Origin of the sequence: Chitinophaga flava (assembly GCF_003308995.1) — a bacterium.
Lineage (GTDB): Bacteria > Bacteroidota > Bacteroidia > Chitinophagales > Chitinophagaceae > Chitinophaga > Chitinophaga flava.
Map to the genome: position 1 here is coordinate 134,727 of NZ_QFFJ01000003.1, position 25,015 is coordinate 159,741.

22 protein-coding genes are annotated in these 25,015 nt (G+C 47.3%); 12 read left to right on the plus strand and 10 right to left on the minus strand.

The annotated features are described in order from the left end of the window. Window positions 1-66: 66 nt before the first annotated feature. From fbaA to DF182_RS31455, 4 genes are all read left to right on the plus strand, one after another. Window positions 67-1,134 (plus strand): class II fructose-bisphosphate aldolase, encoded by a 1,068-nt coding sequence (gene fbaA, locus DF182_RS31440; RefSeq protein WP_113619878.1) that lies wholly within the window; start codon window positions 67-69, stop codon window positions 1,132-1,134. A 204-nt stretch (window positions 1,135-1,338) separates the two neighbouring features. Beyond that, the gene (gene accD, locus DF182_RS31445; RefSeq protein ID WP_113619879.1) at window positions 1,339-2,187 is read left to right on the plus strand and encodes an acetyl-CoA carboxylase, carboxyltransferase subunit beta; all 849 of its coding nucleotides are present in this window, start codon (window positions 1,339-1,341) and stop codon (window positions 2,185-2,187) included. An 82-nt stretch (window positions 2,188-2,269) separates the two neighbouring features. After that, window positions 2,270-2,707 (plus strand): SsrA-binding protein SmpB, encoded by a 438-nt coding sequence (gene smpB, locus DF182_RS31450; RefSeq protein ID WP_113619880.1) that lies wholly within the window; start codon window positions 2,270-2,272, stop codon window positions 2,705-2,707. A 39-nt stretch (window positions 2,708-2,746) separates the two neighbouring features. Continuing rightward, window positions 2,747-3,910 (plus strand): tetratricopeptide repeat protein, encoded by a 1,164-nt coding sequence (locus DF182_RS31455; RefSeq protein WP_147243609.1) that lies wholly within the window; start codon window positions 2,747-2,749, stop codon window positions 3,908-3,910. A 153-nt stretch (window positions 3,911-4,063) separates the two neighbouring features. Here DF182_RS31455 and trxA read toward each other — a convergent pair whose 3' ends face one another. Next, window positions 4,064-4,360, minus strand: a complete 297-nt coding sequence (gene trxA / locus DF182_RS31460; RefSeq protein ID WP_211327327.1) for a thioredoxin — start codon at window positions 4,358-4,360, stop codon at window positions 4,064-4,066. 98 nt (window positions 4,361-4,458) lie between these two features. Between trxA and DF182_RS31465 the strand changes: the two genes are divergently transcribed. Continuing rightward, on the plus strand, window positions 4,459-5,025 hold the full coding sequence (locus tag DF182_RS31465; RefSeq protein WP_113619883.1) for a methyltransferase family protein: 567 nt from the start codon (window positions 4,459-4,461) through the stop codon (window positions 5,023-5,025). A 71-nt stretch (window positions 5,026-5,096) separates the two neighbouring features. Here the strand turns inward: DF182_RS31465 and DF182_RS31470 are convergent, their stop codons facing one another. From DF182_RS31470 to DF182_RS31490, 5 genes are all read right to left on the minus strand, one after another. Then, window positions 5,097-6,599 carry a RagB/SusD family nutrient uptake outer membrane protein gene (locus DF182_RS31470; RefSeq protein WP_113619884.1) on the minus strand — a complete coding sequence of 501 codons (1,503 nt, stop codon included), beginning with the start codon at window positions 6,597-6,599 and terminating at the stop codon, window positions 5,097-5,099. Window positions 6,600-6,609: 10 nt separating this feature from the next. Then, on the minus strand, window positions 6,610-9,696 hold the full coding sequence (locus DF182_RS31475; protein WP_113619992.1) for a SusC/RagA family TonB-linked outer membrane protein: 3,087 nt from the start codon (window positions 9,694-9,696) through the stop codon (window positions 6,610-6,612). Between the two features lie 485 nt (window positions 9,697-10,181). Then, window positions 10,182-11,897 (minus strand): aspartate-alanine antiporter, encoded by a 1,716-nt coding sequence (gene aspT / locus DF182_RS31480; RefSeq protein ID WP_113619885.1) that lies wholly within the window; start codon window positions 11,895-11,897, stop codon window positions 10,182-10,184. Between the two features lie 53 nt (window positions 11,898-11,950). Next, the gene (gene rnhA, locus DF182_RS31485) at window positions 11,951-12,409 is read right to left on the minus strand and encodes a ribonuclease HI (RefSeq protein WP_113619886.1); all 459 of its coding nucleotides are present in this window, start codon (window positions 12,407-12,409) and stop codon (window positions 11,951-11,953) included. 116 nt (window positions 12,410-12,525) lie between these two features. Next, window positions 12,526-14,163 (minus strand): acyl-CoA carboxylase subunit beta, encoded by a 1,638-nt coding sequence (locus DF182_RS31490; protein WP_211327329.1) that lies wholly within the window; start codon window positions 14,161-14,163, stop codon window positions 12,526-12,528. Window positions 14,164-14,215: 52 nt separating this feature from the next. Here DF182_RS31490 and DF182_RS31495 point away from each other — a divergent pair, with 52 nt between their 5' ends. Then, a complete protein-coding gene (locus DF182_RS31495; protein WP_113619887.1) occupies window positions 14,216-14,674 on the plus strand; it encodes a DinB family protein in 459 nt (152 codons plus the stop codon). 19 nt (window positions 14,675-14,693) lie between these two features. Here DF182_RS31495 and DF182_RS31500 read toward each other — a convergent pair whose 3' ends face one another. Then, the gene (locus DF182_RS31500) at window positions 14,694-15,629 is read right to left on the minus strand and encodes a bifunctional helix-turn-helix transcriptional regulator/GNAT family N-acetyltransferase (RefSeq protein WP_113619888.1); all 936 of its coding nucleotides are present in this window, start codon (window positions 15,627-15,629) and stop codon (window positions 14,694-14,696) included. A 258-nt stretch (window positions 15,630-15,887) separates the two neighbouring features. On the opposite strand from DF182_RS31500, the gene DF182_RS31505 reads away from it, so the two are divergent. Next, complete coding sequence (locus DF182_RS31505) at window positions 15,888-17,333, plus strand: sodium:solute symporter (protein ID WP_113619889.1); 1,446 nt, start codon at window positions 15,888-15,890, stop codon at window positions 17,331-17,333. Window positions 17,334-17,398: 65 nt separating this feature from the next. Here the strand turns inward: DF182_RS31505 and DF182_RS31510 are convergent, their stop codons facing one another. Further along, window positions 17,399-18,358 (minus strand): ion channel, encoded by a 960-nt coding sequence (locus DF182_RS31510; RefSeq protein ID WP_113619890.1) that lies wholly within the window; start codon window positions 18,356-18,358, stop codon window positions 17,399-17,401. A 55-nt stretch (window positions 18,359-18,413) separates the two neighbouring features. After that, window positions 18,414-19,121 carry a DsbA family oxidoreductase gene (locus tag DF182_RS31515; RefSeq protein ID WP_113619891.1) on the minus strand — a complete coding sequence of 236 codons (708 nt, stop codon included), beginning with the start codon at window positions 19,119-19,121 and terminating at the stop codon, window positions 18,414-18,416. Window positions 19,122-19,245: 124 nt separating this feature from the next. Between DF182_RS31515 and DF182_RS31520 the strand changes: the two genes are divergently transcribed. Continuing rightward, the gene (locus DF182_RS31520; RefSeq protein WP_245957668.1) at window positions 19,246-19,647 is read left to right on the plus strand and encodes a winged helix-turn-helix transcriptional regulator; all 402 of its coding nucleotides are present in this window, start codon (window positions 19,246-19,248) and stop codon (window positions 19,645-19,647) included. Between the two features lie 2 nt (window positions 19,648-19,649). On the opposite strand, the gene DF182_RS31525 is transcribed toward DF182_RS31520, so the two are convergent. Beyond that, the gene (locus DF182_RS31525) at window positions 19,650-20,573 is read right to left on the minus strand and encodes an NADP-dependent oxidoreductase (protein ID WP_113619892.1); all 924 of its coding nucleotides are present in this window, start codon (window positions 20,571-20,573) and stop codon (window positions 19,650-19,652) included. A 119-nt stretch (window positions 20,574-20,692) separates the two neighbouring features. Here DF182_RS31525 and DF182_RS31530 point away from each other — a divergent pair, with 119 nt between their 5' ends. The 4 genes from DF182_RS31530 to DF182_RS31545 all read left to right on the plus strand — a co-directional run bounded on the left by DF182_RS31530 (window position 20,693) and on the right by DF182_RS31545 (window position 25,012). Next, window positions 20,693-22,024 (plus strand): DEAD/DEAH box helicase, encoded by a 1,332-nt coding sequence (locus DF182_RS31530; RefSeq protein ID WP_113619893.1) that lies wholly within the window; start codon window positions 20,693-20,695, stop codon window positions 22,022-22,024. Between the two features lie 325 nt (window positions 22,025-22,349). Further along, window positions 22,350-22,904 (plus strand): RNA polymerase sigma factor, encoded by a 555-nt coding sequence (locus DF182_RS31535; protein WP_113619894.1) that lies wholly within the window; start codon window positions 22,350-22,352, stop codon window positions 22,902-22,904. A gap of 68 nt (window positions 22,905-22,972) precedes the next feature. Continuing rightward, window positions 22,973-24,019 (plus strand): FecR family protein, encoded by a 1,047-nt coding sequence (locus DF182_RS31540; protein ID WP_161964340.1) that lies wholly within the window; start codon window positions 22,973-22,975, stop codon window positions 24,017-24,019. A gap of 24 nt (window positions 24,020-24,043) precedes the next feature. Then, window positions 24,044-25,012, plus strand: coding sequence for a helix-turn-helix domain-containing protein (locus DF182_RS31545; protein ID WP_113619896.1), 969 nt, complete (start codon window positions 24,044-24,046; stop codon window positions 25,010-25,012). The last annotated feature ends 3 nt before the right edge of the window (window positions 25,013-25,015 follow it).

The following is a 25,015-nucleotide window of genomic DNA, read 5'->3' on the forward strand; positions in this document are numbered from 1 at the left end:
TTCGCTATAAATCTTGTTTTTTACGCTGTATATTTGCTTTCCTAAAAAACAAATACATTTTAAAGTATGGGAAAATACAGAGCTGGCGTATTATTCGGCGAAGAGCTGGATGCGCTGTATAACGATGCCAAGGACAACGGATTTGCTATGCCTGCCGTAAACGTAGTAGGAACCAACTCAGTTAATGCGGTACTGGAAACAGCTGCCAAAGTAAATTCACCGGTAATTATACAGTTTTCCAATGGTGGCGCCCAGTTTTTCGCTGGTAAAGGCATGCCTAACGATAAGCTGCAGGCCAACATTGCAGGTGGTATCTCCGGTGCAAAACATGTTCATGAAGTAGCTAAATATTATGGCGTTCCGGTAGTGCTCCATACCGACCATGCTGCCAAAAAATGGTTGCCTTGGATCGACGGATTGCTGACTGCGGGTGAAGAGCATTTCAAACTGCATGGACAGCCGCTCTACAGCTCCCACATGCTGGACTTGTCTGAAGAACCTATTCAGGAAAACATTGAGATTTCCCATAAATATTTCGAGCGCATGAACAAACTGGGCATGTCTATCGAAATCGAGCTGGGTGTGACTGGTGGTGAAGAAGATGGCGTGGACAACTCTGGTGTAGACAACTCCAAGCTGTATACTCAGCCTGAAGATGTGGCCTATGCTTACGAAGTATTATCCAAAGTAGGCAGCCGTTTTACTGTTGCTGCTGCATTTGGTAACGTACACGGTGTTTACAGCCCGGGTAACGTTGAGCTGCGTCCTGTAATCCTGCATAACAGCCAGGAATATATCCAGCAAAAATTCGCTACCAAAGCTAAACCGGTTTACTATGTATTCCATGGCGGTAGCGGTTCTCCTAAACACCAGATTGCTGAAGCACTGGGTTATGGCGTGATCAAAATGAACATCGATACGGATATGCAGTGGGCTTTCTGGGAAGGTGTACATGATTTCTACGAAGCTAAGAAAGACTACCTGCAGGCCCAGCTGGGTAATCCTGAAGGTGCAGACAAACCAAACAAAAAATACTATGATCCGCGTGTATGGCTGCGCAAAGGGGAAGAAACCTTTGTAAAACGTCTTGAAGAAGCGTTCCAGGATCTGAACTGTATCAACAGAAATAAATAACCGGATACCCGGTAATCGTTGAAGCGGAAACAAAGCGAATTCATATTAAAATAATCGCTTTTGTTTCCGCTTCATTATTAATGGTTAAAATAGAATGGTTTTTCTCCTATTTTATTCACAGTCATGGTCGGTGCGCTAATTGCTGTTGGGTTTTATTCATTAATTCGTATCTTGCACCACTATTTTCTAATCTAATAGTAAAATATGTCTAGCTGGTTTAAGCGAATTAAACAAGGCATCTCCACCTCCACCAGTGAGAAGAAAGAAGCTCCGGACGGATTGTGGCACAAATGTCCTAACTGTAAAAAAACCGCCACTGTTAAGGATCTGAAGGAGCATTTTTATGTTTGTGACAAGTGCAACTATCACAACCGTATTAACTCCGGTGAGTATTTTGAGATCATATTTGACGACAATCAGTTCGAGGAACTGTTCTCCAATATCTATCCAACCGATTACCTGGGCTTTAAAGATCTTAAACCTTATTCTGACAGGTTGAAAGAGGCTCAGAAAAAGTCAGGCCTGAAAGATGCCATGACTGTAGCCGTGGGTAAAGTAAACAGTTATGACCTCGTGGTAGCCTGTATGGATTTTACCTTCATCGGGGGCTCCATGGGTTCTGTAGTGGGAGAAAAGATTTCCCGTGCCATTGATTATTGTATCGTGCACAAAATGCCGTTGATGATCATCTCCAAGTCTGGTGGCGCCCGCATGATGGAGAGTGCCTTCTCCCTGATGCAGATGGCTAAAACATCCGCCAAACTGACACAGCTGGCCAACGCAAGACTGCCGTATATCTCCCTGATGACCGATCCTACCACCGGTGGTGTAACAGCCTCCTACGCTATGCTGGGCGACTTTAACATCGCTGAGCCAGGTGCCCTGATCGGTTTTGCCGGTCCGAGGATCATCAAGGAAACTATCAAAAAAGACCTCCCTGCTGGCTTCCAGAGTGCTGAGTTCCTGTTGGATCACGGTTTCCTGGACTTCATCATGGACAGAAAAGAATTAAAAACAAGGCTTAGCAACGTGCTTAGCCTCTTTAAAAACTAGATACTCATTTTGGGATTTCGATATTTTGTTATTTAAATAGCCAAATAACAAAATATCAAAATCCCAAAATATTCTTCACCCCATGGCCGAATTAAAGAACAGATCAGCATATTTTGAGTACGCAATAGAAGAAAAATTTATTGCGGGAATGGTATTGACAGGAACAGAGATTAAGTCTATCCGTGCCAACAGGGTCAGTTTTAATGACTCCTTCTGTTACTTTTCCAAAGGAGAACTGTTTGTTAAAAGTTTACACATCGCCGAATATTCTCACGGTACCAGCGCCAACCATGACCCCCTGCGTGAAAGAAAACTGCTGCTGACCAAACGGGAACTGAAAAAACTCGAAAACAAGATAAAAGAACGGGGTTATACGATCATTCCCCTTCGTATGTTCCTTTCTGATAAAGGTCTTGCCAAACTGGAAATTGGTCTTGGTAAAGGTAAAAAGCTGTACGACAAACGCGAGTCTATCAAACAGCGGGAGTCTGACAGGGATTTACGCCGTATGATCAAATAATCACTGCCGCAAGCAACGTCACAGCTTAAATTCAGTCTCTTGAAAACGATAAGTACTCCTATCCGCGCTACCACACTCCTATGCGTGCTGTCATTGCTGTGCTGCCTATGGATGTCTTCCTGCAGATCCGGCGAAAAACTCTATAACAAAGGCAAATACGACGATGCAGTAGCTGCTTTTGTCAAAAAACTTCAACGCAGGCCCCAGGATGCCACCGCCCTGCGGCTCCTTCCGGAAGCTTACCAGCAATCTCAACGACTGCACGAAGACCGCGTCAATGGTTTCCTCCGTTCCAACAATCAGTTGAAATGGGAGTCTGTGCGCAACGAGTACCGCGCCATGCAAAGGTTGTACGATCTCATTCACAGCGCTCCTGCCGCCTTACAGGTAGTAACACCCAAAGATTATCGGGACGCCATTACCGGCGCACTGGAGAATGCCGCCGAAAACCGCTACGACAGAGGTATTGCACTGATGAATAAAGGCGATAAGGCCAGCGCAAGACAGGCTTATGAAGAATTCGGAGCCGCTCTTAAACTGGTCAGCAACTACCGCGACGCCAAAAACATGATGGAAGAAGCTTTTCAGGCCGGTATAGTCCATGTGGTAGTCAGCGAAATAGATGTACGCTCCCCCTACTTCCAGTTCAGCGCCGACCAGTTCAGGGATTACCTCGTACGTACCCTGCAACAGCGATCCATCAACCGCTTTGTGGTCTTTCATGACGAACGTTATGCCCGCAACGAAAACATACAGCCGGATGAATATATCTCCCTGCGATTCATGGACTTTGTAGTAGGCCAAACCTTTGTAGACCGCCTGCAACGTGACGTCCAGAAAGAGATCGTTACCGGCACTACCAAAGACACCAGCGGTAAAGTGATTAATATCTACACTACCGTCAAAGCCACGCTCTTTATCACTAAAAAAACAGTCGTGTCCAAAGGACTGCTGGACTACCAGATCACCGATACCTACAACGGAAAAATACTGCGGACAGACCGCATCCCCGGCAGCTACACCTGGCTTAACCAGTTTGGTACCTACAGGGGCGACCAACGAGCCTTAAGTGAAGAAGACAAAAAACAGATCGGTGGCAGAGACGAACTTCCCCCTCCCCCGCAAGACCTGTTCGTAGAATTCACTCGTCCTATCTACGACCAACTGGAAAGGGATTTAAGGAGTTTTTATAGCAGAATATAAACTGTGATGAATGTGATGATACTGATGCTCCTGATAAACGAAGATCAATATATAAGATAAAAGCAAAGCCCCCATTGACATAAAAATCAATGGGGGCTTTGCTTTTATCTTTTGTGCTCATCTCCACTCATCAGGAAAATCAGCAGCATCATACTAAATCAGCGGTTGTAACAGCGGTATCAACTGATGTGCCGGTACCACCCCACTTTGCCGCCAGGCTAGCTGCCCCTCCTTAAAAAGCAACAGAGTAGGAACACTGCTGATCTGCCACTGGGCAGCCAGCTGCTGGTTTTTGTCAATGTCTATTTTAATGATCCGGAGAGTATCTCCGAATTTATCCTTTACTTCTTTGAGAATGGGTGGTACCATTTTACAGGGACCGCACCAGGTAGCAAAACAGTCAATCAGCACGGGAGTGCCAGATTGGAGGATCGTTTGCAGGTTTTCCATAGCACACATGTTTAGTCTCCGCGCAAAATAGTTATTTTTTAAAGACTTGAAAATATTTCATATATTAGATATATGTCTGATCCCAATATCCATCATCGATGAACACGTTATCCTCTATTATCTACATGATTTGGTTTCTGTCAGAAATATTGCTGCATCGTATACTGAGAGGCGGAGCCGCCGAGGACCAAAAAAGCAAAGACAAGGGTAGTCTGGCCTATATCTGGATCATCATACTGATCTGTATCAATGCCGCTGTATACATTTCCTTTAAAACACATTTCCCTATCCGGCAGGATGGCAGTAACATGAACTATATCGGGCTCTCCATCATATTGTTGGGCATGCTGCTACGTTTCTATGCTATTGCCTCACTGGGCAGGCTTTTTACGGTAGTAGTCACCATACGTAAAGACCATCATGTGAAAAAAGATGGTATCTACGCCGTTCTCCGGCATCCTTCCTATGCCGGCTCTCTGTTATCATTTCTGGGCTTTGGTCTGTCGCTGAATAACTGGATAAGTCTGGTTGTCATTTTTATACCGGTACTGGCGGCCTTTATTTACCGGATGGATATTGAAGAAAAGGTACTGACAGAGCAGTTTGGCACGGAATACACCGACTACATGAAACATACCAGCAGGATTATTCCGTGGATTTATTAACTGTCCCATTCAATAATAAAAAAGCCTCTGGAGCGATCTCCAAAGGCTTTCATTTATGAAGGCTAAAAAAACTAGTTGTTGAGATTCGGATTATTCTGCACTTCACTAAGCGGTATGGCAAACAGGTAATAAGAACTGTTGGCCTTAAACGGACTTTTATCCGGTAAGTTCAGGGTACGGTGCCCTACCCCATGTACCGCTACTACAGAGCCATCCGGCTGTATAACGTTGATGATGCTGTCGCCTCCGTTGACGGATTTAAATGCTTTCCTTACAACGGTGCCGCCTGTACGAATAATATCCACCAGCGAGAATCCTTCTCCCCACAGTTCCTTTCTTCTTTCCAGCAGGATACTGTCCAACACGGTACCGGTACCGGCAGGATTAAATGCTGTTGCATTCCTGGCTGTCCTCAGCGCATTGAGCGCATCAGCTGCTTTTGCGGCATTACCAGTACGGGCATATCCTTCTGCTTCAATCAGGTACATTTCGGCAGAACGCATCAGCACTACATCGGCTACCAGCGCACCCGGATCACGGAAACGGAATTTCTTGTACAACAAGGCACCCGGACCGGAAGTATTCCATTGGAACAAACGGAAACGAACGTCAGTGCTATCAAAATAGCCCTGAAAATAAGGATCCGCTTTAAAGCTTTTATAGTAGGATACCGGTGTGGACACATCCAGGAAGGTAAAAGTAGAAGCTGCTACATTCTGGTTAGGTGTCTGCGGCTGGCCCCAGATCCATTCCACATTACTCACATCATTAAAGCCTTTGTTATAGTCGTCTCCAGACATCAGCGTGTAGCCTTTACGCGCCGCTACTGCTGCATCGATGGCTTTAGCCGGTTGGTTGCTATAGAGGTAAGCCCTGGCCAGTAAACCGCTCACCACGTTGTTGTTTATTTTAAATTTCTGAGTAGCATCACGGGTATAGCCGGACAGTAATGGTGCAGCCGCTTCCAGGTCGCTGATGGCCTGCTGGTATACCTGCGTTACAGTAGCTCTTGGTTTACCGGGCGTACTGGGATCGGCAGGTGTAGTATAGATGGGAACTGACTTTGCACTGGCATTATTAGTCACACCAAAGGAATAAAACTCCGCGAGGGTAAGGTAGCAGTAACCACGCAATGCGGAAGCCTGTCCTTTCAGAATTTTACGTTTGGCGTCATCTCCGGGTACCTGGTCTATTTTAGACAGGAAATTGTTACAGTTGTCGATCACCTTATAGAGGATGGTCCAGTAGGCGCTCACCCTGTTTTTGGTGTTATCGGCCATTTCGTTGAACGTATAGGCGTCCCTGAAACCATAGGCAGTGGTCACCGCTACATCGCTACCCATTGCATCGCTGGTAAGATCCAGCGATTTGATACCGGGTACGGCAAAGGTGAAATAGGTTTCGAACATGTAGGCCCATATCCCTGTCAATGCTGTTTCGGCATTATCTACCGAATTAAACACCTGGTCATCCGGCACTGCATTGGTAGGCTTGGTGTCCAGAAAGTCCTTGTGGCAGGCTGTCAGGGCGGATATCGAGAATATGATGATAAATAAAAGACGGTGCTTTTTCATGATGCTGTTTTTAGAAACTCAGATTAATACCGGCAGAAACTGTTTTCACAGCCGGATAACGATAGTAGGTGGTACCGCCTACAGTTTGCTCAGGGTCCATGCCCTGGTGGTTGTAGAGCGTGATCAGGTTCTCACCCTGGAGATAAACGGTCACATTGTTCAGGTGTGCTCTTTCCATCAATGTTCTGGGCAATGAATAACTGAGGTTCACGCTTTTCAGCCTGGCATAAGTTGCATCATATAAAAAGCGGGTAGATGCTGCGGTCCAGGAAGGCGAGACTGTATTCAACTGTGGTACATCTGTATTGCGGTTGGTAGGTGTCCAGGCGTTGAGCATTTCGGTAGACCATGCACGGCCGGCAGATGAGCCCAATCCCATCAGGAATGTATAGTCGTTATCCAGCACTTTGCCACCCAAACTATACGTAATCAGGAAAGAGAACGAAAAGTTTTTGTAGGTGAAAGTATTGGTCAGGCCGCCGTACAGGTCTGGCAATGAAGAGCCGGAGTAGTACTGGGTTGCCTGGCTGTAGTTGCTGGTGTCTTTAATAGATCCATCAGGATTGGTATACTTCCAAAGTGGCTGACCAGTGTTAGGATCCACGCCGGCCCACTGACGGAGATAGAAGTCGTAGATAGACTTGCCTACCATCAGTTTTTTGGTACCGGAGATGATCTCCTTCTGTGGCAGACTGGTAACCTTGTTCCGGTAGTGGGTCATGTTGAGGTCTATGTTCCAGCTGAAATCTTTAGTTCTTATGGGTGTACCATGCAGGTTGATATCGATACCGGTATTCTTCAGAGCACCAATGTTTTCATCTACAGATGCATATCCGATAGAAAGCGGTTTAGGTCTGGAATAGAGCAGGTCCTGGGAGCGGCGGATAAAGAATTCCGCACTACCACCAAAGCGGTTTTCGAACATGCTCCAGTCTACCCCAGCATTCAGGTTAAGGTTGGTTTCCCATTTCAACTTATCGTTGTAGAGGCTTTGACGGTAAGTGCCTCCCATACCCAGGTTACTGTTAATAGCATATAACGGCAGGTAGTTGTAATAACGGGCAGGCCCGAGGTTATCGTTACCCTGTCCACCGTAGCTGACACGGAATGAGAGGAGGTTGAGCCAGGATTTATCTTTCAGGAATGCCTCTTCTGTAGCTTTCCAGGAGGCGCCTAAAGACCAGAAGGTACCCCAGCGCACCTTGGGTGCAAAGCGGGAAGAACCATCGCCACGAAGTGAAGCGGAGAAGAAGTATTTACCGGCGTAATCATATTCTGCTCTTCCCAGGTAACTGGACAGGCTATAATTATCGGAATAACCGGTAAAACCTGTAATCAGTGCTGCACCAGCAGGTTCATCGATACCTGGTACGGAGAATCCGGATTTGGAACCTTCCACATAGGTATAGGTAAATTTATAGGCTTCCTGTCCTGCAAGCAGGTTCAGGTGATGTTTTTCATTGAAAGTATTCTCGTAGGTCAGGATATTGTTGAAGGTCCAGCTGAAAGTGCGATAGTTACCTTTTACTACGGTACCGCCTACTTCGGCATCGAAACCGAGGGTAGGGTTGGTATAGTCGTGTCCTACACGGGAGGAATAATCCGCGTTGTAGCTGGTTTTAAATTTCAGTCCTTTCCAGAGGGTAGCTTCGCCGTATACACGAACAGACACGTCGTCGCGGATGGTATCGTGTTTATCGATGCCGGAAGTCTGTATCAGGTTGGTTCTTGGATTGGCCGGGTCAGGGCGGTAAGGACCGAAGTCGAATATTCTGTTGCCCTTGCCATCCAGTAAATAGGCGCCGGTATTAGGGTCACGCTCATAGATTGGATACATGGGGCCCATGAGACGGCCATAGTTGACATAGTTGTCGCTGCGGCTGTCTTCAGTAGGAGGCGCCTGCTGGTCGGAATGGGCAGCGCTGAGGTTCAGCCCTACTTTCAGCCATTTACGGGCGTCTATATCGAGGTTAGAGCGGACGTTGTAACGTTTGAAACCCGAGCCCAGGTAGATACCCTGGTCATCAAGGTAGCCGCCGGAGATAAAGTATCTGGTTTTATCGGTAGCGCCGCTGATGCTCAGGTTAGCTTCTGTACGATGACCAGTGCGTTGCATGCCTTTAGCCCAGTCGTCGTTCCATAGGGGTTTGGCGCCGGATACCAGTTTACCATCGGTACCTACCGGCTGCGGATAGGCGCTGCCGTAGGGGTTGATGCCCAGTTCTCCAACCAGGTCACGGCTGGCATTTCTGGCAGCAGTGGCAGAATCCTGACTGCCCAGGTTTTCGTTGAAAAGCGCACGCCAGTACATCGGGAAATACTGATCAGTGGAGACCCTGTTATAGTCGCTCACTGCTCTTTTAGAATAACCCTGACTAACGCGAAGGTCTATACTGGCACCTTTTGCTCTTCCTTTTTTAGTGGTGATGATGATCACACCATTAGCACCACGGGAACCGTAAAGAGCGCTGGAAGCCGCGTCTTTCAGGACACTGATGGATTCAATATCAAAAGGATTGATAGCACTGAGATTACCACCATAAGGTACTCCATCTACCACATACAACGGATCTGCAGAAGCGTTGATAGAGCCTACCCCGCGAATGCGGATGGTAGCGTCTGAACCAGGCTGGCCGCTCTGGGAAGCACTTTGCACGCCTGGCGCCAGGCCCTGTAATGCTTTAGTGACGCTGGACACCTGTCTGTTTTGCAGTTCGGCTCCTTTTATCTGTGATACCGAACCGGTATAGGAACTCTTTTTAGCGGTACCATAAGCCACAATCACCACTTCATCGATATTTTTACCAGCTGACTGTAGTGATACCTGAATCGGTGATGTGCTGACAGGCACTTCCTGCGGCACCATGCCTACATAGCTGATGACCAGTGTAGTGGCTGCGGGATCAGTAACCTCCAGGCGGAAGGAACCGTCAGGTCCTGACAATACCCCTTTCGTCGTTCCTTTGATGACGATGGTAGCACCCGGAAGTGGTTCTTTGTCTTTTGCCGACAGGACAATACCGGTAACCGTGCGGACCTGTGAAAAGGCTGCCAGTGGCCCAAGCAGCAATAAAAAAATTAGTAATCGTTGTAACATAAGCCTATGGTAGTTGATTTGGAGACGAATGACAATAGAAAACTGCATCTGCTGTAAACAGATATTGTAGCGATGTTTTCCCATTGTGTTTGATACAGTGACAGCGGTCTTCCGGAAGCAGTAAATGTTGCTGTAACCTGGTATTTCGGAAGATCTGTTGTGCAGAGGATTATTTGGTTTTAACTACAGCAACAACAACTTTGATTGATGCCATAAACAGGCCGGTTCTTCTGTTCCATAATCGGTTCCCTTTATTATTTAGTGTTTGATTATTTATTACTCTACGTATCCTATAGACTAATGGGATGCAAAGCTAGGTGTTTGTTCCTTATCAACAAAAGAAATGTTAAAAAAGTTGAAAAATAACTGTGATGAAGGGTGATAAAGGGTGATAAACGCCGATAAGGAGGAGGATGATCAACAGGAATTGTGATGGAAGAGGATGACCAACCGGGAGATAGTAGTAGGATATTTATCATGAAAAATTATCCTTTATGCATCAGGAGGACGATGATCACACCGGAAGTCGTGAGTGTGATGTTAGCCACTGCATATGCAACTGTATAGCCTAAAGCAGGCACTTTGCTGTTGAGGGCATCCTGGACAGCCAGCAGCGGGGCAGACTCGTCGTGTGCACCCGCACAGGCACCCAATCCTATTGCCGGATGAAATTTAAAGACGTACTTGGAAAGAAAGAGGGCCACTACCATTGGCAACAAACTCAATACCATCCCTGCCAGAAACAGGGTAAGCCCTTCCTGTTTTAATCCCAGTAAAAAACCGTCACTGGCAGAAAGACCCACCATAGCGATAAACACATGCAGTCCCAACTTGGTAAGTACCCATTGCGAAGAGGGCGGGATATAACCCAGACGTGGATTTACACTCCGCAACCATCCAAAGAAAAGGCCCGCTAATAACGCACCTCCGCTGGTGCTCAGCTCTACTGGCACATTACCAATATGCACGCTCATAGCTCCTACCAGGGTACCCAATACAATACCGCCGGCCAGATAGGGAATATCCGTTTCTACTCCTACCCTTTCTTTAAAACCCAGGATAGTCACCGCCTGGTCCAGTTCTTCCTGTATGCCTACCAGTTCGGCCACATCCCCTTTCTGCACAATGGTATTGGCTTCCAGTGGAATTTCAATCCCCGCGCGGGTAATTTTACGAACACTGATACCACGCAGTTGCGGCCGACGCACCAGTACTTTGATAGGATTATTGATGGCCGTTTTACAACTGATCACCACATTGTATGTCTGTACCGGAAAATTCAGCAGGTCTGCATCTGCCACTTCCTTACCCAGCATCGACTCTGATGCAATAGCTGCCGAACGCTGGCCTCCCAGGGCAATGATATCGCCTGTACGTACCACGAAATCCTGTGGCGTGACCATGACTTCTCCCTGCCTTCTTACACGCAGCACATACAGTACTCTTTTTTTACGACGGAAAAAAGTTTCCAGCTCCCTTACTGATTTGCCGGCATCACCCACCAGTTCAGGGTTTACCAGGTAAGCCCGAAAAGCCACATGATCATAGGCGTATTTGATACCACCATCTTCATCTGCAGTAGTGTCGGTAAGGGTAGCTTCCAGTGCCCTTGTTTCTTCGATCAGTTTTTCGCGGCTTCCCGACATAAACCAGGGCCCCACAACAGAGAGAAACCAGCTGGTACCGGCAGTGCCGAAAATATAGGTAACAGCATACGCAACAGGTATCTGGTTGATCAGCCGTTCCTTATCGGCAATACTGATATCCAGTTCATTGATGGTATTGGAGGACACACCAATGATAGCTGAGCAGGTGTTGGCACCCGACATCAGACCGGCCGTAGTACCCGTATCAAAACGAAGTATAGAAGCGATAGCCCAGCAGAAAAAGAGACTGCTGCAACAAACAATAAAAGAGAAAATAGCGATGGGCAGCCCATCTTTTTTTAATCCCTGAAAAAACTGCGGCCCTATACTATAGCCGGTACAGAACAGGAACAGAAGAAAGAAGACTGATTTGGCAGCGCCAGGAATCTGAATATGTATCCCGCCAATGATGATGCCTACCAACAATACACCGGTCACTGTTCCCAGCGTAAAACCTTTAATACGGACCCTACCCAGCAGGAAACCGATGAGCAGGGTTAACATGACCGCAATTTCCGGGTATTTCTGTAGTGTTTCAAACAGCCAGGTAAGCATAAACGAAGATTTTCCGTTTATATTACAATCCGGGTTGTTAGTTAGTTCGGTAATTAGTTGCCACTTTCGAAGCCCTGGTCTATCAGCCAGTTGCCGCTGTCTGCTGCCTGGGTGGCCAGTTCATCACAGCGGTTGTTCAAAGGGTTGCTGGCATGGCCTTTCACCCATTGCATTCTTACTTTATGTTTTCTGTAGAGCGGGATAAAACGCAGCCAGAGGTCTTTATTTTTTTTGTCCTTGAAGTTGGTTCTTACCCAACCCCAGATCCATCCTTTTTCGATACTATCTACCACATATTTACTGTCCGTAAAAATGGTCAGTTCCTGTCCGTCTTTTTTTAACGCTTCCAGGCCGGTGATGACCGCCAGCAGTTCCATGCGGTTGTTGGTCGTTTTACGATAACCCTGCGACAGTTCTTTACGCACACTCCCCCATATCAGTACTACGCCATACCCTCCCGGTCCGGGATTACCGCGGGATGCGCCATCAGTATATATTTGCAATTCAGCCATAGCAGCGGCAAATATATTTTGATTTTTTGATTTTCGATTCTTTGATTTAGAAACCCAGGGCTAAAGCCCTGGGCTATGATAGACTGAAGTGCTGGGCTGAGTCAAAAATTTCTTTATTATACCTGGAACACGCCAACGTTGAACGGATGTTCCAGCGGGGCATTGTCAGCGGCTTTGATACCTTCTGAAATCCGCTGGCGGGTTTCGGTAGGCTCAATGATCTCATCTACCCAGAGGCGGGCAGCTGCGTAATAAGGGGTGGTCTGGCTTGTATATTTATCTGTAATTTCCTTGAGCAGACGGGCTTCTTCATCAGGGGTGATTTCCTGTCCTTTGGCTTTAAGGGAAGCCACCTGTATCTGCAATAATGTTTTGGCGGCCTGTTCCCCACCCATCACGGCTATTTTAGCAGAAGGCCATGCATAAATAAAACGGGGATCATAGGCTTTTCCGCACATGGCATAGTTGCCTGCGCCATAGGAGTTACCAATAATGATGGTGATTTTGGGTACCACTGAATTGGCTACAGCGTTCACCAACTTTGCACCGTCTTTGATGATGCCGGCATGTTCACTACGGCTGCCCACCATAAAACCGGTTACGTCCTGGAGGAATACCAGCGGGATTTTTTTCTGATTACAGTTCATGATAAACCTGGCCGCCTTGTCGGCGCTGTCGTTGTAGATTACGCCGCCCATCTGCATTTCGCCTTTACGGCTTTTCACTATTTTACGCTGATTGGCCACAATACCTACAGCCCAGCCATCGATACGGGCGTAACCACAGATAATACTTTTGCCATAGTCCTGTTTGTACTGGTCGAAAGCAGAATCATCTACCAGACGGGAGATGATTTCGAGCATATCATAAGGACGGGTGTTGTCTGCGGGAAGGATGCCGTTGAGCTCTTCTTCCGGCAGGACTGGCGGTGCGGGCGCAATACGGTCAAAGCCAGCGGTGGTACTATGACCTATTTTGCTCACGATGCGTTTTACCTGATCGAGGCATTCTTCATCTGTTTTGAATTTATAGTCGGCGATACCGGATATTTCAGTATGGGTAACGGCGCCGCCTAACGTTTCCGCATCTACGTCTTCTCCAATGGCTGCTTTTACGAGGTAAGGACCGGCCAGGAAGATAGAACCGTTTCCTTCCACCATCAGTACTTCATCGCTCATGATGGGAAGGTAAGCCCCACCGGCCACGCAGCTGCCCATTACAGCGGCAATCTGGGTGATGCCCATAGCGCTCATGCGGGCATTGTTGCGGAAGATACGGCCGAAGTGTTCCTTGTCAGGGAAAATTTCATCCTGCATAGGTAAAAATACACCCGCACTGTCTACCAGATAGATCACGGGAAGATGGTTTTCCATGGCGATCTCCTGCAGGCGCAGATTTTTTTTGCCGGTCATCGGAAACCAGGCACCTGCTTTTACAGTCATATCGTTGGCAACGATCATACACTGACGGCCGCTTACATAGCCGATCCCGCCGATGGTGCCTGCTGCAGGACATCCACCGTATTCCGGATACATTTCATAGGCGGCAAAGGCCCCTATCTCAGTAAAAGGGGTATCCTTATCGATCAGGTACTGAATACGTTCCCTGGCAGTGAGTTTACCCCTTTGGCGCACTTTCTCCAGGCTTTTTTTTCCTCCGCCCTGTTCAATAATTCCCATGCGGTGTTTCATGGTGCTAATGGCCAGTCTCATGGCATCTTCATTCTTATTTGTTTCCAGATCCACTTGATTCATAACGTTTGGGTTTTACTTTAAAAATACCGACAAATAAGTTAAATTACGAATTATGGAGCTTACAGAACACCTTGCCTCTTCCATTGAGGCGTTATACAACGGCAAACCGTGGCTGGACGTCACTTTCAGGGAACATCTTTCCCGCGTGGATGCCAGGCAGGCTGTAAAAAGCCTCCAGGGGTCCAACAATATCTGGCAGATTGTGAACCATGTCATCTTCTGGCACCAGCGTGTAGAACGTTATATGCATAATGAGCCACCGGAAAAAGATGGAGATCTGCCCGATTTTTATTCACCGGAAAATCATGGGGAAGAAAACTGGCAGGCTACCATCCACCGTCTGGAACACTCCTTCCAGCAAATAGCTGCCAGCATTCGTAAATTCCCGGAAGAGGAGTTGTTTGACACCTTTCCGGGTACGGATAAAAAAGCCATCTATTACCTGCAGGGACTGGCAGAACATGATGCCTACCATCTGGGCCAGATCGTGCTCCTGCAGAAATACATTTGAGATATTAAATATCCAGATCCTACATCAGGTTCATATCATAACGTTGTTCGTATAACTGCATTCCCCAAAGCTGGAGGAACTTTTCGCCGGTTTTACGGAAGCCTGCCCTTTTGTACATGTCAATCGCGGTAGTGTGGATGCTGGTAGTCATCAGATAGATGGTCTGATAATTTTTTTCCCGGCAGAAACTGATCGCTTCATTCAGCAACCTTTTGCCCAGTCCTTTCCCCCTATAGTCGGGGTGTACTACAAACCAGCGCAGCTGCGCCAGATAACGGGATGATCCCAGGATCGCTACAGCACCCACGATTTTATTATCTGCTATCGCCAGAAACACCCGGTCTTTATTCTTGTTATAGGTAGCCAGAAAATCCTGGAAAGTTTTGCAGACATAGGCTTCAAATTCCAGGTTATAGCCATATTCCCTGGCATACAGCTCTCCATGCAGGTAAATGAGATAACCGATATCGCCTGGTTGCAGGTCATAACGGAAATGTATATCCGAAGATGTAGCCGGAGCGGGCTCACCTGCCAATACTGCTTCGATCGTTTTCATGGCGCCAGCCACCGCTTGTTGCTGCTTCTCAGCTAGAGGGGCCAATATTTCTCCGATCTGCCCGGAAGATTTTTCGTCCAGGGCGGCCATCAGTTTTTTGCCTTTAGTGGTGAGCTGTAGGAGGTAACTACGACCGTCGGCGGATGATTTATGCCGGGACACCAGGCCGTTGGCCTCAAACTTTTTTAGCATGCGGCTCAGATATCCGCCATCTATTTTCATGAGGCTGGTTAGATGCCCCGCTGTACATTTTTCGGTTTGTGCCAGTTCGTATAATACCCTCACTTCCGACAGCGAATAATTACTTTCCAGAATATGCTGGTCCAGCAGCCCTATTACGCCGGTATAAAAGCGGTTGAAGTGACGAATATCCGCTACCAGTGATGAATTGGATGACATAGAAAATTGTTTGTCAGGCTAAATTATAAAAATAGTTGACAATGTCAACTATTTAATTTGACAAAGTCAACTATTTTCAAAACTATCCGGATCCTCCTTTTTTGCCTTTATACGCATTGGTCATCTCCCGTAAAAAATCAACCTATAGCAAAAAAGACGTAAAAAACACCCCTGCAGTGGGGGTACACTTAATAGTCTAAGATGTTATATTTGTGATTTAGCACTTTTCAACCGTGCCGTCTTGATTAAAACAGATTTATGTCGCCAGGATTATTATTCTCATTTGTCATTGCCTACTTTGTCATTTTATTGATCGTTGCCTGGTATACCGGCCGGGGTTCCAACAATGAATCCTTTTTCATCGGAAACCGCAACAGTAACTGGATGCTCGTAGCATTTGGTATGATCGGTACTTCCCTGAGCGGGGTTACCTTTGTGAGTGTACCAGGGGCAGTGGGCAAAGACGCCTTTACCTATTTTCAGATCACGCTGGGGTATTTCATTGGTTATATCACCATTGCGTATGTACTGATTCCACTTTATTACCGGCTGCAGCTTACGTCTATCTACAATTACCTGAGCAGCCGTTTCGGGGTGCTTTCCTACAAAACGGGAGCCTCTTTCTTTATCCTTTCCCGCACACTGGGTGCTACTGCCCGTTTGTATCTGGTAGTACGTATTCTGCAGGATGCCATTCTTTCCAGCTTTGGGGTACCTTTCTGGGTCACCACCCTCATCATCCTTTTTATGATTCTGGTGTACACCTATGAGGGCGGCGTAAAAACGATCGTTTATACTGATACCCTGCAGACCACCTGTATGCTGGCGGGTTTGATCATCTGCGTATTTTATATTCTTCATGCTATGGACATGAACCTGGGCCAGAGTATTGCAGCCATGCAGGAAAAAGGACTGACCAGGATCTTTGAATTTGATCCCGACAGCAAGCTCTTTTTTGTGAAGCAGATACTGGCTGGTGCCTTCATTACGATTACCATGACAGGTTTAGACCAGGAAATGATGCAGAAAAACATCTCTGTAAAAACCCTGCGTGACTCCAAGAAAAACATGGTATCCCTGGCCTTTATTATGCTGATTGTTATTGGTCTGTTTCTGTTCCTGGGCGGCCTGCTCCACCTGTACGGGGCACAAAAAGGGGTGACTGCTACCGGCGATGCCCTGTTTCCGGCCCTGGCCCTGCATCATATGCCACCGGTTATTTCGGTGATCTTTATCATCGCCCTGATATCCGCCCTGTTTCCCAGTGCAGATGGTGCGATGACCGCCCTCACCTCTTCCCTCTGTATCGATATCCTCGATATGCAGCGCCGTACCGACTGGACAGAGGCCCAGAAGAAAAAATACCGTCAGCGCATTCACCTGATGATGGCCTTTATCTTCCTGTTGTTTGTGATGGTGTTTGAGTGGGTGAATAACCAGAGTATGATCGGGGTTATCCTGAAAGTGGCCACCTATACTTATGGGCCACTGCTGGGGCTGTTTGCATTTGGTATTCTCACCAAAAGGGTTGTCAACGACCGGCTGGTACCGATTGTTTGTATCGTGGCTCCCATTCTGTCTTTCCTGGTAGACAAATATCAGTCGGTACTGTTTGGTCAGTTCCAGATAGGCCTGGAGCTGCTGATCATCAACGGTCTGTTTACCTATATTGGGTTGTTGATGATTTCAAAGAAGAACGATTAATACACAACTGCCTTATTTCATAAAGAAGCGGCGGAGCAATATGCTTCGCCGCTTCTTTATGGGTTTTATTCATCAAGATCCCGTGACTTATTGAGGTGATGCAGTTCCAGAATAGTAGTCCTTCCGTTATCACTCTCCCGGTACATGGATACAAATTTGCGGTTGAACAGAATTTCATCGTAGGTGTAGGAAGTACGTTGCAATACCGTATTGGCATATATGTCGTTAAATCCTTTCACCAACACATAAATTTCCACATCTGCATTCCGCATATCATCGGCGTTAAACCCCAGCAGCGGGCTGTTGTCATCGATCGGGTGTACGACGGTCCAGTTCATGGAAAGGCTATCAATTTTTCCTCTTTCCAGTGGCAGGTTATAAAATTTGTAGACCGGCGCACCATTTTCCACTATTTGCAAGCCCATGGTCACCGTTACGTCTACATTGGTTAGTGTCTGATTCTCTTTATAGGAAGCGAAGCGGAACATCAGACCTGTCGTTTCCCGGTAGGGACATATCAGCGCATTGTCGCTGAAAACCAAGTGAGCCCTGGGTTTGGAGAAACGGCCATACATCAGACCTGTGGCCACGGCAAAAGACAGAAAGCCAGACATCGCCTCGATGGCGGCCACAATATTTGCACCATCACCAATAGGATTGACACGGCCATAACCCACGGTGGTAAATGTTTCCGTGCTGAAGAAAAACACCTCTTTGAAGCGCGCCCATTTTGTTGCGCCGATGATGCCCTGTAGCTGGTCTGTGCCGATCATCCAATAAATACCTGTATAAAACAGGTTGATGGTAAAATAAAACAACAGGATCACACAGATGAACTTCCAGGCAGAGAGGTTGAGCAACATGTAGTAGACACTGAAACGATCCCAGAAGGGGCGGCCTTCCCGGCGAATGTTAAAAGAGCCGTCGCGGTTGACAAACCGGCCTCCGTACCCATTAGGGTTGGTACCGAAGCCTGTATCGTCATTTAATTTTGAAAACGGGTTGATCCTTTTTAGGAGCGACATATAACAGATAGTTTGAACAACAAAGCTAAAAATATAATGTCATCCTCCCGCAGTCTTAATTACAGCTCCCATCTGTAGAACAAACAGGTCCTTCTATTGTTTCCAGTGCAGTGAGTGGTTGGGCTTTGCGCCATTCATCAAAAGCCTGGGTCAGGGCCTGTGTAAAGGCTTCCACTGGTTGAGCACCTGCTACGCCATATTTACGGTCCAGTACAAAAAAGGGGACGCCACGTGCACCCAGTTGCTGGGCTTCTCTTACATCGAGATTCACTTCTCCCGCAAAGTCATTAGAAGCCAGCATATCGGCCACCACCTTGGGGTTGATGCCTATCTCCTGCCCGATGGCTATTAATGTTTCGTGATTGCTGATATCTTTTCCTTCGGTGAAGTAGGCAATAAAAAGCCTTTCTTCTGCCGCATCACCCAGTTGCTGTATTTTAGCCAGCTGTATCAGCCGGTGGGCATCAAATGAGTTGGCAATAACTGCTTTATCGAAGTTGTAGGTAAGCCCTACTTCTTTAGCAGAAGCGGTCACCTGTTCATGCAGTTGCAGAGAACGTTCTATGGACATTCCTTTTGCTTCAGCCAGATGATCGTATACACTGGTGCCTGGCATAGACTTCAGATCAGGGTTGAGCTGAAAACTTTTCCATTCCACCTGTATTTTATCTTTCTCCGGAAATTTGTCCAATGCCGCTTCAAATTTGCGTTTACCGATATAACAAAACGGACACATGATGTCTGACCATATTTCTACTTTCATTTTTATCATCTTTCTTGTCAATAATGCTGGCAAAGTTAATATATTTGCTTTCCAAAAGTAAGCAGTTTCCCTAAGGTAAGTGCTTTACAAGAGGTAACCAGATAATATTAAAACAGAAAATAATATGGATACTATAGAGACAGCTACTTTAACAGTGCAGGAGAAATGTATGGGATCCGGCGAGCATAAAGACTGTCATGAAGTGATCATGCCCGTGAGAGACGCGCTGGACGTGATTAACGGCAAATGGAAGTTGCCTATCATCATTGCTATCTCTCGCGGGCATAAGCGGTTCCGGGACATTGAGCGGAATATACCAAAGATCACTTCCAAAGTATTGTCCAAGGAGTTAAAGGACCTGGAAGCGCACAAGCTGTTAAAACGCAGCGTATACGATAGTCAGCCGGTGACGGTAGAATATACACTGACACCATATGCCGCCACGCTTAATCCGGTGATAGAGGCTTTATACACCTGGGGTAGCCAGCATCGCAAGACCATCTTTGGTAGTCAGGACCAGGACTGATATTATTCTTCGATCTTCAGTACCACTTTACCTCTGCCAGGGCCGCCCAATTGGCTGTAATCCTGCGCCGCCGCCGCTTTGGACAGCGGTGCAAATACTTTTCTGATAGATGGCCTGATGAGGTCTTTGTCCAGCAATTTGGCTACTTCCTGCATGGCATGGAGGGTTTTGGTACCGCCCCATTCGGCACGGATACCGGCAGCAGTGGCTTTCTCCGGAGAAGGCGGTTGTACAAGGCATACAAGAATACCTCCGGGTTTTACGAGTTGATAGGAACGGTCCAGCGTATCGCCACCTACGGTATCAAGCAGCACGTCCACCTGATCCGTTTCTGTTTCAAAGGGGGTGGTTTTGTAGTCTATTACCTCGGAAGCACCGAGTGATTTTACAAATTCGAGATTTTCTCCGGAAGCAGTAGCAATAACATAAGCGCCGGCATGAAAGGCCAGCTGAACCGCAAAATGCCCTACTCCGCCAGCGCCGGCGTGTATGAACACCCGTTGTCCCTTGGTCAGCTTACCTACATCGAAAAGCGCGCCCCAGGCGGTTTTAGCGCCACCACAGGCAGCAGCTTCCTCAAACGAGAGATGAAAAGGTTTGGGGAAAAGCTGTGCTGATGGCGCCACTGCACAGGCTGTGTATGAACCATCTACTGCGCCATAAACGGCCTGCCCTACCTTTTTGTCGGTGACACCTTCGCCGAGAGCGACCACCACCCCTGATGCTTCTACACCGGGGATATAAGGTAATGGTCTTTGCATCATTCCTTCTCTGATTTTCCAGTCCACTGGATTTACGCCGCTGGCTACTATATCGATCAGCACTTCGCCCGGACCCGGCACCGGTGCTGGTATTTCTTCGAGTTTCAGCTGGTCTGATCCGCCATAAGCATGTACCCTGATAGCCTGTATGTGTATATCTTTCATAAGTTCCGTTTTTACCGCCTAAATGTAACAAAAAGCTGGCAGGATTGGATCAGTAAGGCTTTTCCGGGCTACAGGCCAAAAATATTAATTACCTTCGCCGTTCATATTTTAGTAGTAACATGACATTTGCAGATTTAAATCTGAACACCTCTCTTCGGAATGCACTCGACGAACTGGGCTTTAAGCAGCCTACTACCATACAACAGCGGGCATTTTCAGTCATCATGTCCGGCCAGGACGTATGCGGAATAGCACAGACCGGTACCGGTAAAACCTTTGCCTACCTGCTGCCTACTCTTCGTATGTTTAAGTTTTCCAAAGAGAAATATCCGCAGATACTGATCCTGGTACCTACCCGGGAACTGGTGGTACAGGTAGTGGAAGCCGTTCAAAAGCTGACCACCTATATGAGCGTGGAGGTATTGGGTATTTACGGCGGCGTGAACATGAACCCGCAGATGGAAGCCGTGCAAAACAAGGTAGACGTGCTGGTAGCCACTCCCGGCCGCCTGTACGATGTAATCCTCAGTGGTGCGCTGAAGGTGAAATCCATCAAAAAACTCATCATCGACGAGGTGGACGAGATGCTGAATCTGGGCTTCCGTACACAGTTGCAGAATATCATGGACCTGCTTCCTCCGAAAAGGCAGAACCTGATGTTTTCTGCTACCATTACTGAAGATGTGGAAGCGATCATCAGTACGCACTTCGAGAATCCCATAAGGATAGAGGCCGCACCTACCGGTACTCCGCTGGAAAACATTGAACAGGTACTGTACCGTGTGCCTAACTTTTATACCAAGGTAAACCTGCTGGAGCTGTTGATGACAAAAGATGAGAGTATGACCAAGACCCTCATTTTTGCCGGTACCAAACAGCTGGCTGATGATCTGTACGAACAGCTCAGTGTCAAGTTCCCGGAGAAGGTGGGTGTTATCCATTCCAATAAGGAACAGAACCATCGTTTCAATACTGTCAATCAGTTCCAGGCCGGCAACTACCGTTTCCTGATTGCCACTGATATCATTGCGCGGGGACTGGATATTGCAGAAGTGACCCATGTGATCAACTTCGACACGCCGGATGTACCGGAAAACTATATCCATCGTATTGGAAGAACGGGCAGGGCCGACAAGAAAGGTATTGCGATCCTGTTTAGCAAAGAGCAGGAGTCCGAAGCACTGACAGCTATTGAAGAGCTGATGGACTATAGTATTCCGGAAAGACCTTTGCCGGAAGAGCTGGTGATCTCTGATGTATTGACAGAGGACGAGAAACCCAAGGTGTTTATGCGGAATACGCTGGTAAAAGCGCCTGCCAGAACAGAGGCTGGTCCGGCTTTCCATCAGAAGCTGGCCAAGAATATGAAGACCAACCGTAAGATCAGCCATAAGGATAAGATGATGCTGAAATACGGCAAACCGAAAAAACGCAAGCCAAAGAAAAGATAGTCACAATGAATCCCCGCTCCTATGGATGCGGGGATTTTTTTTTGTTAGGACACCGTGTTATTACCCCTTTTCAGCACTGATTTTACCAGCCCCACGCTTGTATTAGTTTCATTGTCAATCAATTGACTTTTGTTAATCATTTGTTACTGGCGCCTGGCGTTCAAAAGCAATTAACCATTTATTAACAAATTCAGTATCTTTCATAAAATCCACCTACCGGGTGGTCATCGAATATACACCAAATCAACCTGGTCTATCCAGAGCAGCAATTCAAGACTAAACCCTACGTTTCAGCGATTTTAATTATGGAGGAAATGAAATACGTATGAGTGCCATTAATAATGATATTGAATTACTGGCAGCACTAAAGGCGGGCAATGCTACCGCATTCGACCATTTCTATCATCTTTACCGGCAATGGCTGTTGATAACGGCCATGACTATACTGCAGGATGAAGATGAGTCTCAGGAGCTGGTACAGGAGTTTTTTATAGACTTCTGGCAGGATGCGTTGTATAAACGGATAGATCTGAGGAATATCACTACATTAAAGAATTTTCTTTTTGTTAGTATCAAGAACCGTTGCCTCAATAAGATATCCAAGGATGAAACACGTAAGAAGCGGCTGTCCTGGCTGCAGAACCCTCTCTATGTGACACCTGACTCCCGACTCGAAAATAGTGAACTGTATGTACAGCTGGAAAGAGCCATCAACCTATTGCCCCAGAAACAATTACAGGTTTTCAGGCTGGCCTACCAGGAGCACAAGACAAGAAAAGAGATTGCCGCAGTGATGGAAATCAGCGAGGAGACTGTAAAAAAGCATGTAGCTACCGCTTTAAAAACGCTTCGTCAGCTCCTGGAAAAAATACGTTTCTGAAATACCCCGCCCCGATAAAATTTCTGTTATTATGATTGATGGAGAATCTGGTCAACATATATCAGCTGATGACGGAAAAGAAAGCCGGCATTATTTCCGCCTCTGACGAAGCGCTATTGGAGGCTTATATAGAAGAAGTGCCGCGGGTACGGGAGATGTGGGAAGTCATCGAATCCGGCAAGCAGTTGACCGGCAACGCACCCTGGCGGAATACCTATAGTATTGTTGATCCTCAGGAAAAAAAGAAATCCCTGCAATGGGGCATTGCTATAGGGCTGATACTATCGCTGGCTACAGCCGGCTGGTACCTGATACATAAGTCGGACAGCAATATTGTGTTCATGCACCCTATCAATGTATCACCTGCCATAGCGCTGGAACTGGCCGATGGCAGTACCCGCAGCCTGACCGACAACACCACGGCCATTTATATCGGAGAACAAAAGTTGTCTTTACAGCCTGGCACCTTATCGCTGGAATCAGCCAATAACCTGCCTTCCGGTGTCAACACCCTCTGCATACCCAACGACAACCACTATAAGGTTATCTTGTCTGATGGCTCAGAGATATGGGTTAATTCAGCATCCCAGATACAGTTTCCTTTTGCTTTTAATGATAATACCCGGGAGATCACCCTTTGCGGGGAGGCTTACTTTAAGATCGCTACCAATGCCCGGCAGCCTTTCATGCTACATCTGCCCAATAGTACCATACAGGTACTGGGCACGAGTTTTAATGTGAATGCCTATGATCGTAACAATATTCGTGTATCCCTTACCGATGGTGCCCTCCGTATGATAGCAGGGCGGCAGAATGTACTACTCAAACCAGGCCAGCAGGCTATCTACAGCGAAAACACCCGCAGCCTCAGGATAGAGCCCTGTGAGGCTAACGAAGCAGCTGCCTGGCACAGAAAGCAATACTATTTTTCGAGCGTAACCCTTGCCGGACTGAAAACAGTTGCATTTCGCCGCTATGGCCGCCATGGTGTCATCGATACCTTTCCGGCCACCCAGCGCGTATTCACTGAAAGCGCCAGCGGGGACAAACTCCCTGCCGGAATGCTGCTGCCGGTGCCCCTCCATCAGGATGACAGCGCCCGGCTGCTGCAATAGCACCTGATCAAAAACCACTTCCAGATGAAAGCTACCAAAATCCTGTACATTGAAAGGGAGGACCAGGCGTTTACGCCTCATCAGAACATCCCTACCGCCTTCAGAGACCAGCTGATCCCGTATGCGCGGTTTTATTTTCAAGAAGACAATGATGGTTGTATTCTCGACCAGAATATCCGGGCCGGGGAATTCTCCATATGGGCACACCACATTCATATGCGGCCCGGCGTAGAAATACGCCCCTGCACCCAGTATCAGGTGATCACCCTGCATGCTTATGATGACATGAACACAGGGCCTTCCAATAATCAGTTACCGCTGGAAAAAGAAGTCTGCCTGTTTAATATGATGGCCTCCGAAGATCCGGTTCTCCCCGGTACACAGCAGCCACACAGCTTTCACATCAACATTGAACCGGACTCCCTGCGGGAGCTGGCCAGAGAGTTTCCGCTACTCCATTCACTGGCGGCCATTCCTGTTTCCAATGTCACCGGACCGCTGCATAAAGCACCGTTTCAACTCAACGCTGTAAGCCGTCTGATACGTGACCGCATGCTCAGCGCCAAACATATCGGTAACAGTGCCTATAGCTTCTTTCGCCGCAATGCTGCCGATTTTTACGGTAACTATACCCGCCGGCTGATTGCTCCGCCGCCTATCATGATGAACCAGGAAAAACGCCAGCTACTACATGACATCTTCAACTATATCCTTGAACATCTGCATGAGAGTCTTACTTATAAAACACTGGAAAAAAAATTCGGTGTGGAAGAAGCATTGCTGCGCAGACCTTTTGAACAGGAGTTTCACCTCACCATTCCGGAGTTGATACTGCAGGAAAAAATGGCCCTCGCCTTTGAGCTGCTGAGCACCCGCAATACACCGGTGTCTTATATCATGGACCGGCTGGGCTTTACAGAGCTCCCCTGCTTCCTGACCACCTTCGAAAAATATTATAAATACGGGGCATTACAGGTAATGGACGCACAGTAACCC